Source organism: Pseudomonas sp. HN8-3 (genome assembly GCF_020790195.1).
Lineage (GTDB): Bacteria > Pseudomonadota > Gammaproteobacteria > Pseudomonadales > Pseudomonadaceae > Aquipseudomonas > Aquipseudomonas synxantha_A.
Window position 1 is genome coordinate 4,999,875 of sequence record NZ_CP086206.1, and the last position, 13,530, is coordinate 5,013,404.

General features: G+C 59.9%; 10 protein-coding genes. 4 read left to right on the forward strand and 6 right to left on the reverse strand.

Going from position 1 to position 13,530, the window contains the following annotated elements:
- Positions 1-70: 70 nt before the first annotated feature.
- Positions 71-1,471, forward strand: coding sequence for an amino acid permease (locus LJX92_RS22270; RefSeq protein ID WP_005791366.1), 1,401 nt, complete (start codon positions 71-73; stop codon positions 1,469-1,471).
- Positions 1,472-1,554: 83 nt separating this feature from the next.
- Here LJX92_RS22270 and kynA read toward each other — a convergent pair whose 3' ends face one another.
- Together kynA and kynB are read right to left on the reverse strand one after the other, a co-directional pair.
- On the reverse strand, positions 1,555-2,412 hold the full coding sequence (gene kynA / locus LJX92_RS22275) for a tryptophan 2,3-dioxygenase (RefSeq protein WP_005791367.1): 858 nt from the start codon (positions 2,410-2,412) through the stop codon (positions 1,555-1,557).
- Positions 2,409-3,059 (reverse strand): arylformamidase, encoded by a 651-nt coding sequence (kynB, locus tag LJX92_RS22280; protein WP_005791369.1) that lies wholly within the window; start codon positions 3,057-3,059, stop codon positions 2,409-2,411. The genes kynA and kynB overlap by 4 nt, the downstream gene beginning before the upstream one ends.
- Before the next feature lie 369 nt (positions 3,060-3,428).
- On the opposite strand from kynB, the gene LJX92_RS22285 reads away from it, so the two are divergent.
- The 3 genes from LJX92_RS22285 (at position 3,429) to LJX92_RS22295 (ending at position 7,763) form a co-directional block, all read left to right on the forward strand.
- Complete coding sequence (locus tag LJX92_RS22285; protein WP_003194115.1) at positions 3,429-3,773, forward strand: cupin domain-containing protein; 345 nt, start codon at positions 3,429-3,431, stop codon at positions 3,771-3,773.
- Between the two features lie 506 nt (positions 3,774-4,279).
- A complete protein-coding gene (locus LJX92_RS22290) occupies positions 4,280-4,480 on the forward strand; it encodes a hypothetical protein (protein WP_005791371.1) in 201 nt (66 codons plus the stop codon).
- Between the two features lie 400 nt (positions 4,481-4,880).
- Positions 4,881-7,763 carry a UDP-N-acetylmuramoyl-tripeptide--D-alanyl-D-alanine ligase gene (locus tag LJX92_RS22295; protein WP_228308959.1) on the forward strand — a complete coding sequence of 961 codons (2,883 nt, stop codon included), beginning with the start codon at positions 4,881-4,883 and terminating at the stop codon, positions 7,761-7,763.
- Here LJX92_RS22295 and LJX92_RS22300 read toward each other — a convergent pair.
- The 4 genes from LJX92_RS22300 to LJX92_RS22315 are packed head-to-tail and all read right to left on the reverse strand — an operon-like array spanning position 7,760 to position 13,460.
- Positions 7,760-8,656: an alpha/beta hydrolase family protein gene (locus LJX92_RS22300; protein WP_228308960.1), complete on the reverse strand. Its 897-nt coding sequence runs from the start codon at positions 8,654-8,656 to the stop codon at positions 7,760-7,762. The genes LJX92_RS22295 and LJX92_RS22300 overlap by 4 nt on opposite strands.
- 9 nt (positions 8,657-8,665) lie before the next feature.
- The gene (locus LJX92_RS22305; protein WP_228309926.1) at positions 8,666-9,832 is read right to left on the reverse strand and encodes an HlyD family efflux transporter periplasmic adaptor subunit; all 1,167 of its coding nucleotides are present in this window, start codon (positions 9,830-9,832) and stop codon (positions 8,666-8,668) included.
- A 50-nt stretch (positions 9,833-9,882) separates the two neighbouring features.
- Positions 9,883-12,066 carry a type I secretion system permease/ATPase gene (locus LJX92_RS22310; RefSeq protein ID WP_032879484.1) on the reverse strand — a complete coding sequence of 728 codons (2,184 nt, stop codon included), beginning with the start codon at positions 12,064-12,066 and terminating at the stop codon, positions 9,883-9,885.
- The gene (locus LJX92_RS22315; RefSeq protein ID WP_050549390.1) at positions 12,063-13,460 is read right to left on the reverse strand and encodes a TolC family outer membrane protein; all 1,398 of its coding nucleotides are present in this window, start codon (positions 13,458-13,460) and stop codon (positions 12,063-12,065) included. Before LJX92_RS22315 ends, LJX92_RS22310 begins: the two co-directional genes overlap by 4 nt.
- Positions 13,461-13,530 lie beyond the last annotated feature (70 nt).

Here is a 13,530-nt window from a genome sequence, read left to right on the forward strand (position 1 = left end):
CCTCAGCAGTTCTGAGGGGCCGATGCGGCGTGCAATCACCCTTGAGAAAAACAAGTAGAAGGGAATGTTAATGGCGGATGACATGGTTAACCCGGTGGGCCTCAAGCGTGGCCTGAAGAACCGGCACATTCAGCTGATCGCCTTGGGAGGCGCGATTGGTACAGGCTTGTTCCTCGGCTCGGCCGGGGTACTCAAGTCGGCGGGGCCGTCGATGATCCTGGGCTATGCGGTGGCCGGCTTTATCGCGTTCCTGATCATGCGCCAGCTCGGCGAGATGATCGTCGAAGAGCCGGTGGCCGGCTCCTTCAGCCACTTCGCGCACAAATACTGGGGCGGCTACGCGGGTTTTCTGGCGGGTTGGAACTACTGGGTGCTCTACGTGCTGGTGGGCATGGCCGAGTTAACCGCGGTGGGCAAGTACATCCAGTTCTGGTGGCCGGAGATTCCAACCTGGGTCAGCGCGCTGGTGTTCTTTGTTGCGGTGAACCTGATCAACACCCTGAACGTGAAGTTCTTCGGTGAAGCCGAGTTCTGGTTTGCGATCATCAAGGTGGTGGCGATTGTCGGCATGATCGTGCTCGGCTGCTACCTGCTGTTCAGCGGCACTGGCGGCCCGCAAGCGTCGGTCAGCAACCTGTGGAGCCACGGCGGGTTCTTCCCCAATGGCGGCATGGGGCTGCTGATGTCCATGGCCTTTATCATGTTTTCGTTCGGCGGCCTGGAACTGGTCGGCATCACCGCCGCCGAAGCCAGCGAACCGCGCAAGGTCATCCCCAAAGCGATCAACCAGGTGGTGTACCGCATCCTGATTTTCTACGTCGGCGCACTGACCGTGCTGTTGTCGCTGTACCCGTGGGATCAATTGCTGCAAACCCTCGGCGCGTCGGGCGATGCCTACAGCGGCAGCCCGTTTGTGCAGATCTTCTCGCTGATCGGCAACGACACCGCCGCCCACATCCTCAACTTCGTGGTGCTGACCGCGGCGTTGTCGGTGTACAACAGCGGCGTGTACTGCAACAGCCGCATGTTGTTCGGCCTGGCCGAGCAGGGTGACGCGCCCAAGGCGCTGATGAAGCTCAACAAACAAGGCGTGCCGCTGCGGGCCCTGGCGATTTCGGCGTTAGTGACGATGCTGTGCGTGGTGGTCAACTACGTCGCGCCGCACAGTGCGCTGGAGTTGCTGTTCGCGCTGGTGGTTGCTTCGTTGATGATCAACTGGGCGCTGATCAGCCTGACCCACATCAAGTTCCGCAAGGCCATGGGCGAGCAAGGCGTGACACCGTCGTTCAAGACCTTCTGGTTCCCGTTCAGCAACTACCTGTGCCTGGCGTTCATGGTGATGATCATTGGCGTGATGCTGGCGATTCCGGGGATTCGCGAGTCGGTGTATGCGATGCCGGTGTGGGTGGGAATTATCTACATCGCCTATCGGTTTCGGATCAGAAACGGGAAAGTTGCAGTAACCCAGTAAACTCTGTGGGAGGGGGCTTGCTCCCTCCCACATTTTTAGCTGCATTCCAAATGAAAAGCCCCGGAGATCCGGGGCTTTTTTGTTTAGAGCGTGGAACGTACTCGCCAGAGTTCAGGGAACAGCACCGTGTCGAGCATCTTGCGCAGGTAACCCACGCCTTCGGTGCCGCCGGTACCCGGCTGGAAGCCGATGATGCGCTCCACCGTGGTGACATGCCGGAAGCGCCATTGGCGGAACGAATCTTCCAGGTCGATAAACTTCTCGGCCAACTGATACAGGTCCCAGTACCGATTCGGGTCGCGATACACCTCGCGCCACGCCGCCTCCACGGAGTCGTCATGCACTGTGGCCGCCGTCGGGTCGCGCTCGGCGCGCTGAGGGTCAATTGCCAGTCCGGCCTTGACCATCAGGTTGACCGCCTCGTCATACAGCGACGGCGTGGCAATCGCTACCTGCAATTGCTGCAGCAAATCCGGGCGATGAGCATGGGGCCGCAGCAGCGCCGGGCTTTTGTTGCCCAGGATGAATTCGATCTCACGGTACTGGAACGACTGAAACCCCGACGACTGCCCCAGGAACGGGCGAATCGCCTTGTACTCCGACGGCGTCATGGTCGCCAGCACGGCCCAGGCGTGTACCAGTTGATCGAAGATCCGCGACACCCGCGCCAGCATCTTGAACGCTGGTGGCAGCTCACCCAGGCGCACATGTTCGCGGGCAGCCTTGAGTTCGTGAAGCATCAGCTTCATCCACAGCTCCGAGGTCTGGTGCTGGATGATGAAGAGCATTTCGTTGTGGTCTGGAGAAAGCGGGTGCTGGGCGCTGAGGACTTTGCCCAGGTCCAGGTAATCGCCATAGCTCATGGACTCGGAAAAATTCAGTTCGGCGTTATGCCATTCTTCCGGCGGTTGGTAATCAGCTGAGAAAGGACATTGGCTCATCGCGTGGGCTCCTTGAGCGGGCGGAGAATGGCGCGGACCGGGCTGGCATCGAGATGGGCAAAACGTAGCGGCAGCGCGATCAGTTCATAGTCGCCCTCCGGCACTTCATCGAGCACGATGCCTTCGAGGATCGCCATGCCATGGCGCGCCACGGCGTTGTGGGAATCCATGGTCTTGGATTGTTGCGGGTCCAGGGACGGCGTATCGATACCGATCAGGCGCACACCCAGGCCGGCGAGCAGCTCAATGGTTTGCGGGGCGATGGCAGTGAAATTCGAATCCCATTCAGTCAGTGGCGCTTGTGGATAAGTACGCAATAGCACGCGCTCCGGCAGGTTATCCACACGCCCTTGCAACTGATGCGGCTGCACCAACGCGCCGCTGCCCAGGCAATGCAATACCCGGCACGGGCCCATGTACACATCCAGCGAAACCTCGCCAATCGGCGCGCCATCGGCGCTGTAATGCAGCGGTGCATCCACATGGGCACCGGTGTGCGGCGACAGGGTTACGCGGCCCACATTTACCGGACACTCCGGGCCGAACTGCCACACGCGCTCTTCCTGGAACGGCGTATCGCCCGGCCAGGTCGGGGTCGCCGTGCTCAAGGGCGGGCTGATATCCCACCACGTTTTTATTGGGTTCATTGCAAGGCTCTCACTGGGTACTGGGGTGAATGATACGAGGGCCAGCTCTGAATTTTCTTGCGAATTCTGGCGTGAGATGGGAAATATTTCGCACTTACTGCGAGGAAATGGTCAGTTACTGCACAAATCTTTCGTTTAGACATGCCCCTTGTGGGAGCCGGGCTTGCCCGCGATGACGATGGCGCAGCCAGCCTCTTCATTGCCTGACACTCCGCTATCGCGGGCAAGCCCGGCTCCCACAGGGATGGGGGTGATTTCCAGTTCATCACATGGCCTGCGCTTCTGGACATCCCGATGTCGAGTTCAGACCACTGGCGCAGCGCCCAAGGCCTTAGGGTTGAGCTTTCCCTTCCCTGCCTCGGAGTCATCATGTCCAAGCCCATCACCGTACTGCGCGACACCCACCCACTGCCGGTCCTGGATGCCTGCAAATGGGAAAAGCTTGAAGGCGACCCGCACACCGTCAACCTCAACGCTTACACCAGCGAAGACGGCAGCAAGATCATGGGCACCTGGATCTGCACACCGGGCAAGTGGTACGTGGAATACGTGAAGTGGGAATACTGCCATTTCCAGGAAGGCTACTGCGTGATCACGCCTGAAGGGATGGCGCCGATCCATCTGCGCGCTGGGGATATCTTCGTGGTGGAGCCAGGCATGAAAGGTACCTGGGAAGTAGTGGAGACCGTGCGCAAGTACTTCGTTTTTGCTTGATCCCGCCACCTGAAAAAGGGTCACCCTGGCCCTTTTTGCTTCAACGCCCCGGCGTCGTGCCAACTGCCCCGCTGCCCCCCCCAAACCACAAAAAGTAAAAACAAACAACAGCCGTTTTTTCGAGTTGTATTTTTCGGCGAAACACTCCAAAAAAAACCGGCATAATGAAAAAAAGTCGCCTGCCTACATTATCAGCGCGCCCATACACTACTTTAGTTATAGATAGTATTAATTTTGACAGCTGCGCCTGCTTCGTATAATTTCATTGCAGCCTTGTTAGTATTCAGGCTCATTGGATTACAATCGCATGATAATAGGGATATAGGTAAAAGGTGCAGAAGCTCACATTATCTGAACCTTCAATCACCTTCTGTAGAAAATGCCAGGAGAGTTGAATTAGAATCCCGGTGTATTGACTGCACGGCTCTAAGCCTTCAACACTTCTCGTATCACTTGCTGCCCGCGGCAGTTGAGACCGCGCTTTTGTATGTAAAAGGACTAGAAAAATGCCTGATAAAACTACGCGCCTGACCATCCTCATCGACGCGCCGACCAAACAACGGCTGGAGTCCTTGTCCAACGACGTTGACCTTACTATCTCTCAGGTCATTCGCAAACTGATTCGCGATCACCTCCAACAGCACGAAAACCTCGTGGCTTCACCTGTCCGAGAGCCTGCAAAGGAAGACTCTTCGATGTATTCCTGATATATAAATTCGAACATCAGCCTACGTACGGACAATAACTTCTGCTGCGAGAAAGTTTGCATTTCTTGACGTACCCAGCGTCAATTAATAATAATCGTCGGCAAGTTATGATGCATGGAGAGTTTCGCCTGTGAAACAGCAACTGCTCGCTTGCTACACTCTTTTGAGCAAACACGCTAACGAGCTGACTGTCTCAACAGACGCCCCGCACACCTGCACTTTATTTTTTTCAATAAGTGATAGTACCTACCGTGCGGTGGTTTTTCATATTACCGCTGACAACTTCGAAACTGCCTGGCAATTGGGTGAGCTTGAATTCGAACGTCTCTGCTCCCACGCTGCACGCCAAGGGACTGATAAAACCGATCGTTCATGGATCCGCGTCGAACGTGCGTTCAACGTGACGCCAATAACCTGGGAAAAGCTCAGTGAACGCCTCAGGCGCCACAAGCGCAATTACTTCAGGCACGGCCTTGCATTCGATGCCGATATGCAGCTGGCAATCACCGAACAGGAATTGAATGCCAATGCCATCCTGTACGGCGGCAGCGACATTGCCCACGCGACCTTCAACACCAATAACTTCGTCACCTATGCCAAGCGGCGGTTCAGCGGCTCACAGGCCGCAGCCATCGTGGCAGCGCTTGCCCCCGAAACCCGCGTGTTCACCTTCAACACCATCGGAGTGTTCTGCGCCGAAGATGGCGTCGCCCACCCCCTTAACAGCAGCGGGCCGCAAACCGGCTGGCGTGCCCTGGGAGCGCTCGCACCTGATGATGTTCGGGCGTGTATAAACAGCGCATCCAGCTACCTGAGCACGCAGGTGCAAGACAGCGGGCAATTTATCTACGGCTACTTCCCCTGCTTTGACCGAACCATCAAAAACTACAACACGCTACGCCACGCAAGCACCACTTACTCGATGATCGAGGCCTGGGCACTGACCGGCGATGAACAGCTCAAGGCAGCGATCGAGCGCTCGCTGACTCACCTCGCCGAGGTACTGATCAGGCCCTCGTTGCTGCCCAATGGCAGCGTGGCGGCGTTTCTCATCGACACCGACAACGAGATCAAGCTGGGCGGCAATGCGGTGTGCCTGCTGGCACTGGTCAAGTACAGCGAAGTCACCGGCACTCGCCGTTACCTGCCGCTTCTTGAAGCCCTCGCCAACGGCATGGCCTGGATGCAGGATCCTGTCAGCGGGGCGTTTGCGCACGTTTTGCATGCCCATGACCTGAGTGTCAAAGAGCCCTTCAGGATTATCTACTACGATGGCGAGGCCGCTTTCGGGTTGATCCGTCTCTATGGGCTGACCCGCAACGAGCGCTGGCTGGCCGTGGTGGAAAAAGCCTTCGACTATTTCATCGAGAAAGAGCACTGGCGCGAGCATGACCATTGGCTCAGCTACTGCGTGAACGAACTGACCCGCTACCGACCTGACGAAAAATATTTTCGCTTTGGCCTGAACAACGTCGCCGGCTATCTGGGGTTCGTCCAGCAACGCATCACCACCTTTCCGACGTTGCTGGAGTTGATGATGGCAGCGCAGCAGATGCTGACACGCATCGCCCAGCAACCATCACTGCGCCACCTGCTTGAAGAGATTGATCTGCACGCGTTCTACCGCGCGCTGCATCATCGCGCGCGCTACCTGCTCAATGGCTATTTCTGGCCGGAACTGGCGATGTATTTTGCCAACCCGGCGCGCATCGCCGGGGCCTTCTTTATTCGTCATCACGCGTTCCGGGTACGGATCGACGATGTAGAACACTATCTTTCCGGGTTAATCGCTTACCACCGTTATCTGCTTGATGGTGCCCCTCAGGTCAGTTGGGTCCAGGCCGCAACCGGCGTGGATCGAGCCTGGAACGCAGATACCCTGGCGCAAGTCACCCAGGGCACGTGGGCAACCCCACCGCCGCCCGGCTGGCGCGCAACGGGGCTGACGCCCTCCATGCAGTTCTTCAAGCCGCAGCGGATCCTCAGTCGCCATCCCAGCCGGGTCGGCCCCAATGAAGCGCAATCGGCGCAACGCTGGGCCCAGGCCAAACCCGAACGTCGACCGTCAGCCTTCCTGTGTGTAGACCCCACCCCCTACCTGAGCAGTGGGCTGCCGGTATTGCAGGTTGCCGACACCAGCGAGGCCATGTTGCAGATGGGCCGTCACGCCCGGCAGCACTTCAGTGGAACAGTGTTTGGCGTGACCGGCAGTTTCGGCAAGACCACTGTGGTGGCAATGCTTGCCCAGGCGTTGAAACCCTGGGGCAACGTGGGCCAGACCGAAGCCAACGCCAACCTGCCCCATGGCATTGCCTGGAACCTGGCGAGCATGACTGAGCCGGCAGAATTCTGGGTACTGGAAATGGCCGTTGGGCGTATGCCGATCAACTCGGCGCTGGTTCGCCCGCAGATCGCCGTCGTCACCGGCATCGCACCGGCGCACTTGGAGTATCACGGAACCCTGGAAAACCTGGCGCGCAAAAAAAGCGCAATATTCGCCTCCATGGCCCCGGGTGGTCACGCGGTACTCTGTCGCGATATGCCTTACTACGAGCTGTTCGCCGAAGCCGCCGAGGTGGCCCACTTGCACGTGATCAGCTTCGGCGAACACCCCGAAGCGGACCTGCGCTTGCTGGATTGGAACAGTGAAGTCCATCAAGTAAACGTCAACGCACTCCTTGCCGGGCAACCCTTGAATTTCAGTCTGAAGGCGCGCGGCAGGCATATGGTAATCAACGCGTTGGGAGTACTAGCGGCCCTGTCTGCACGCGGGCTTGCGGTCGAGCAGGCGCTGGAAACCCTGGGCGCGTTCATGCCCGTCGAAGGCCGCGGCAATACCCTGTCAATTACCTGCACAGGCGGCCATTTCCAACTGATCAACGATGCCTACAACGCCAACCCTGGCTCGATGAGTGCCGCGCTGCGCTCAATGACCGATCTGCCTGCCCCACCGCAGCACCGTGTGCTGGTGCTGGGGGATATGCTCGAACTCGGGGCCGACGCCCAACGTTATCACCTTGAGATGGCCGAGCCTTTGCGGGCTGTGGCGCCACGGCATGTGGTGCTGTGCGGCCCGTTGATGCACGCGCTGTACCTGTCGTTGCGTGACGAGCTGCCAGTGCAATGGTTCGAGAATGCCAAGGCGCTGAACCAGGCACTGGCGAACGACCCGCAACCGTGGTTTCAGCCTGGCGATTGGGTCATGGTCAAGAGCTCGGGCGGGACGGGGTTGTCGCAGCTGTGTGATTGGTTGACCTCACGCGAACAGGCGGTGCCGGTCTAGCCCGCGCACTGCGCCGCCGTCTTCAGCCCGATGTCATGGCGCAACTGGTGAAAGGCCGTCGGCACGCCCAGCGCCTTGATCAAATGCGCCTGGTGCCCGGCCCGCATCAGTGCCTGGAAGAAAGCTTCCTGCAGGGCGAACGGTGCGACTTGATCGTCCGGGCTGCCAATCACATACAACTGCCGTGCGGGTGCGACGGCAATGCCATCGATGTGCCGGGCCGGATCATAAGGGTGCAGCAACCCATTGGTGTCACGCCCAGGCCTTGAAGGCAGGCCCTTGCTCTGGCGGATCATCTGCGCCCGCTGCACCAGCGAGAAAGCACCGGAGGTCATCACCGCGCATTTCACGTCGGTACGGCCCAGCGTCAACAGTGCAGCGGCAACCGTAGCGCCGCCACTGTGCCCGAGCAACACGAACTGCCCAATGCCATAGCGCTCGCGCAACTGATCCAGCGCCCCATTGAGCGCAATGAACTCCTGCGCCTGACGCCGTTGCCCGTGGTTGCCGCTGGAACCGTAGGTGCCGGGGCGCGCTACGATCACCAGGGGCACACCCGCGCGCTTGGTAAGCATCGTGGCCTGGCTGACTTTGGCGGCCAGGGTGTTGCCGGCAATCGCCTGCGGCGCACGATGCATCTCGCTCGTGCGATCACCGTGGAACATCACAATCACCACGGGCGCACGCTCCAGGGCGCCGCCAGCGAAGTAACGAATGCACGCATCGCCTCGGGCAATTTCGACCCACAGCGCCGAACCCGGCTCAGTGCAGGTGCCGCGGTCGGCGGGCGCATTCCAGCGCAGCGGGGTCGTCGCCTCATCGAACGCCTGCACCCAAGACGTACAGGCCATCGTCAGGCCCAACAGCACACCGATGCCGAACGTTCTACCCATCCTGCCTCCCTAGCGTTCTCGCAACGCTTCGCGTGCCCGGTTCATCGGTTTGATCAGGTAGTCGAGCACGGTTTTCTGACCGGTCTTGATGTCTACCGAGGCGATCATGCCGGGCACGATCGAGAACGTCTTGCCGGCCTTGTTTTTCAAGGTGTCGGCATCGGTGCGGATAAACACCCGATAGTAAAAAACTTCCGGTTTGACTTCGTCCTGAATGGTGTCCGGCGAAATGGTCACTACCTTACCGTCCATGCCGCCGTAAATGGCATAGTCATAGGCCGTGATCTTGACCTTGGCCATCTGGTCGGGATGGATGAAGGCAATGTCCCTGGGCGAGACTCGCGCCTCGATCAGCAGCTGTTCATCCAGCGGCACAATCTGCATCAGCCGCCCATTGGGAGGGATGACGCCGCCGATGGTCGTGACCTCGATATCCTTGACGATACCGCGCACCGGCGAGCGCAAGGTCAGGCGGGTTACCGAATCCGAACGCCCGCGCATCACCGACAACAGCGTCTGGACATCCGCGTTGACCTTGGCCAGGTCCTCACCGGCGCGCACCAGGTAATCGGAGCGCGCCTGGCTGAGTTTCAATTCCAGCTCGGCCTTCTGGCGCTTGAGGCGCAGCACCTCGACATTGCTGGCAGCCCCAACCTTGGCCAGGTTTTCGGTAATCTCCAGCTCACTGCGCACCAGCCCCAGGGAAGAGCGTACACCGGCCAGGGATTCCTCAAGGCCTTTGCGCCGGGTGTTGAACAGATCGGTTTCAGCGCTGATCAGCGCCGGGTAACGTGACAGCTCCGCCGGGAATGCCAACGGTTTGCCGTTCACTTCCGCCTGCAACCGCGCCACGCTGGCCAGGGACGCACGGTACTTGGAAGCGCTTTCATCGAAGTTGGATTCGGTCTTGGTCGGATCAAGCCTGGCCAGGACCTGCCCCTGTTTGACGATATCGCCCTCCCCCACATTCAGCTCCGTGACGATCCCGCCTTCCAGGGACTGAATGATCTGCTCGCGGGAGGTGGGAATGACCTTGCCGCTGCCGGTGGACACCTCGTCCACTTCAAACACGTAGGCCCAGGCGCCAAACGCGACAAGCATGACGGCCACCCACGCCACCACCCGTGTAGCGCGCAGCACCGTACTGTCATCCACGCCCGCGTGGGGGCGGCCGATGTGTTCGTCTTCACTGGCAAGCAGGGGGATTGTTTTCAGCGCATGGGTTTTCACTGGTTTTTCCCCTTGGGTCTGGATAGCCGTGCAATGGCGTTGTCCTTGCTGTCATCGACGATGACCTGGCCGTTGTCGACCACAATGATGCGGTTGACCAGGCTCAATACACTCATGCGGTGGGTGGCGATGATCAGCGTGCGATGGGCCGCCCAGCGATCCAGGTTCTGAATCAATTGGCGCTCGGTAGCTTCATCCAGGGACGCGGTGGGCTCGTCGAGCAAGACAATATGCGGTTGGCGAATGATCAAGCGTGACAAGAGCAACGATTGGCGCTGGCCGCCAGAGAGGCCTAGGCCGCCTTCGAGGATCAGGTGGTCCATGCCGTCGGCGAATTTGCCGATGAAGTCGGCGGCGCCGGTTACCGCCAGGGCCTGGAGGATTTCCTCATCCGATGCATGCGGCGCCCCCATGATCAGGTTGTCACGCAGGGTGCCGTGGAACAGACGCGAGTTTTGCGTCATCAACCCCACATCCCGGCGCACGTCCGCCGGGTCGAGGTGGCCCAGGGCAACCCCGTCGAGGCTGATGTTGCCGCTCTTGAGGTCGAGCATCCCGGCCAGGGCCTGCAGCAAGGTCGATTTGCCCGCGCCGTTACGGCCGAGAATGGCGATGCGCTCGCCCGGCTGGATCTGCAGATCCGCCACCAATAACGCCGGCACCGGCGCTTCGTCGCAATACTGGAAGGCCGCCTGTTTGAGCACATAGTGACCGCGCACCAGCGGTAAATGCACGCGCTTGCTGCCTTCAGCGTGGTCCACCGGCAATTCCATGATGCGGTTCAAACTCTGCAATGCCACCTTGGCCTGCTGCCAGCGCGTGAGTACCTGAGTGATCTGCGACATCGGCGCCATCATGCGCGAGGCCAGGATCGAGGCGGCCACCAGGCTGCCGGTGGTCATATCGCTGGCCATGACCATGGGCGCCCCGAATACGACGACCACGGCAAACACCGAGCCCTGGACGTTGTTGCTCCATGCCACCAACTTATTGGTGAGCAGGCGCAGGCGCAGGCTGGCATCGCCACAAGTGGCGTTGTAATGGTTCCATTGCTGCGAAAAACGCTGCTCGGCTTGCAGGGCCTTGATGTCGTCGAGGCCTTGTACGGTTTCAACCAGCATCGCGCTGCGCAACGCGCCTTCGCGCATCGACTCAGTGGCCAACGCCGCGAGTTTTTTCTGCGCCAGCAGGCCCGGCACCACCAGAAACAGCACGGCCACCAGGGGCACAGCGACCAACGGACCGGCGATCAACCAATAGATCACCAGAAACAGCAGGAAAAACGGCAGGTCTGCCAGCGCGGTCGCCGTGCTTGAGGTGATCAGTTCACGCAGTTGTTCCAATTCCTTGAGTTGGGAAATGAACGAACCGGTGGACTTGGGTCGGGCGCTGTTGCGCAGGCGGATGGCGTGCCCGAACACCAGGTCCGAGACGCGCAGGTCGGCGCGTTTGCCGAGCATGTCAGTGATGCGCACGCGGGTGATGCGCATGATGAAATCAAAGACCAGCGCCAACATCACGCCGCCGAACAGCACATACAGGGTGGGCATGGACTCGGCGGGAATAACGCGGTCGTACACCTGCATCGAAAAGAGCACCCCGGCGAGGCCGAGTACGCTGGTGACCAGGGACGCCAGCATCACATAGCCATACGGCCGCAGGTCGCGCAGCACGATGGCACTGAACCAGTTCTTTTGGTACGGCTTGATGTAATCATCGACGCGAGTGTCGCGCACCGCGCGCATTGGCCGCAAAATCACCGTCTTGCGTGCCTGCTCAAGCAATTCGCGGCGGCCCAGACGGCTTTGCAAACCGCCATCACCGCTGTAGGCGATGCCGATGCTGTCATCCTCACCGATGAGCTCCAGCACACCGACCTGCCCATCCGCAAACTGCACCACCAGCGGCAACTGGCGCTGCATCAGGGTCGAGGCGCTAAAGTCGCCGATCACGCAATTCAACCCGGCCTGACGCGCCATACGCCGCACCACGTCTTCCACCGACGCGCTGTCAGTCCATTGGGCTGCCAGGCGCACGCTTTGCGCTGAACACTCCAGGCGGTAATGGCGGGCCACTCCAAGAATTGCTTCCAGCCATACCTCGTAATCAAAGGTCGGCGGCGGTGTGTGCTGTAGGGGCGCTGCACTCAAGTCGTCATCCAGTTTCACGGCTTCATTCATGGCCGAATCTCCACACCCTGCAGGGTGCTGTTGTCCAAATGGAACGCCGTGCGAAGCCCGCCCGTGTTGTAGAGGCAATCGATATTCAGGCGACGCAGGTCTGCCGCCGTGTTTTCCCGATCCATGCGCGCCTGGTGGATTTCCTGCTCGGCATTGAGCAAGTCGAGTAACGGACGCGTGCCCAGCTCAAGGTATTGCTGGCGATAAAGGTCACGGGTTTCGGAGATGCTGCGCTCACGAAAATCCAGGGTCGACAGACGTTGCGACAAGCTTGATATCTGGTCGCGGGCTTCGAGCAAACCCTGGCGAACCGCAAGCCGTGCGGCGTCGTTGGCCGCCTCGGCCGAGCGCAGCGCCTGCTGCGCCGCGGTTTTGCGCGCGGTGATTGCGCCGCCCTGGTACAGCGGCATCTTCACGTTGAGAAACACGCCGTAGCGGGTGCGATCGCGGCCGCCGGGCAGGTTGCTTTCATCGTTGTTGTCCAGGTAGTGCGTGATGGACGGGTCCAGCGACACCGTGGGCAAGGCTTCGGCACGCGCCTGTGCAATCAGTGCCAAGGCATCGACCCGCTGGGCCTGGGCGATCAGCAACGTCGGGGTGACGGCGGCATCGGGCACCACGCCCACGCAGGACTGTTCCAGGCTGGCAGGAAAGCCGCTGGCCACGTTCACCGGCGACTGGGCCCCCAGCAAACTGCTCAAGGCGCTGCGCCAGCGGTTGAATTGCGCGGTGAACTGCATTTGGGTGGCCATTGACGCCTCGACCCGCGAACGGGCCTGGATCAAATCGGAACGGGTGCTGGCGCCCATATCGCTGCGTTTTTTGGCCAGTTCGGCAATCGCCGAAATCCCCTCGATCTGCTCGCGGGCCACAGTCACCAAACGTTGCGAGCGTTGCAGTTCGATCATTGCAAACGAGGTGTCGCGGGCCACTTGGTCAATCGACAACAAGATCGCCGCCTGGCTGCCGCTGACCCGCGCCAGTGCGCTGTCCACTGAGCTGGAAACCTTGCCGAAGTCATAAAGCATCTGCGACGCCGACAACGAAAACGCTCGGCTTTGGCCATTGCCACTCAAGCCGCTGTCATAGCCCGAATTGAAGCCACCGCTGACTTGCGGGTAATACCCGGACCGGGCGATGTTCACGTTCTCGTTTTGTTGGTACAGCTGGCCGATCGCCTCGGCAATCGCCGGGTGCCACTCTACGGCCAACTGAATGGCGCGCATGAGGTCGAGGTTGCTCGGTATGTTGCGCTGGGGTGCCACCGGTGCGCTGACGCCCGCTGGCCCTCCCGGTAAATTCGTGCCCAGGTTGCTGGGGCTGATGATGTTGACGGGTTCTTCATCGTCGAAAAGCGACGTGGCCATGACCGGCTCAATCCCTGGCGCGATCATTGCGACTGCCAGAACCGTGGCAGACAGTTGGTTGGCCAAACTCTTATGCCTCACTGCAAGTCACCTGACT

Excerpts from the sequence above, each read along its gene's own strand:
- LJX92_RS22315 (WP_050549390.1), bottom strand. The coding sequence starts at position 13,460 with ATGATCGCGCCAGGGATTGAGCCGGTCATGGCCACGTCGCTTTTCGAC.
- LJX92_RS22285 (WP_003194115.1), top strand. The coding sequence starts at position 3,429 with ATGTCCAAGCCCATCACCGTACTGCGCGACACCCACCCACTGCCGGTC.
- LJX92_RS22300 (WP_228308960.1), bottom strand. The coding sequence starts at position 8,656 with ATGGGTAGAACGTTCGGCATCGGTGTGCTGTTGGGCCTGACGATGGCC.
- kynA (WP_005791367.1), bottom strand. The coding sequence starts at position 2,412 with ATGAGCCAATGTCCTTTCTCAGCTGATTACCAACCGCCGGAAGAATGG.
- LJX92_RS22290 (WP_005791371.1), top strand. The coding sequence starts at position 4,280 with ATGCCTGATAAAACTACGCGCCTGACCATCCTCATCGACGCGCCGACC.
- LJX92_RS22310 (WP_032879484.1), bottom strand. The coding sequence starts at position 12,066 with ATGAATGAAGCCGTGAAACTGGATGACGACTTGAGTGCAGCGCCCCTA.
- LJX92_RS22270 (WP_005791366.1), top strand. The coding sequence starts at position 71 with ATGGCGGATGACATGGTTAACCCGGTGGGCCTCAAGCGTGGCCTGAAG.
- kynB (WP_005791369.1), bottom strand. The coding sequence starts at position 3,059 with ATGAACCCAATAAAAACGTGGTGGGATATCAGCCCGCCCTTGAGCACG.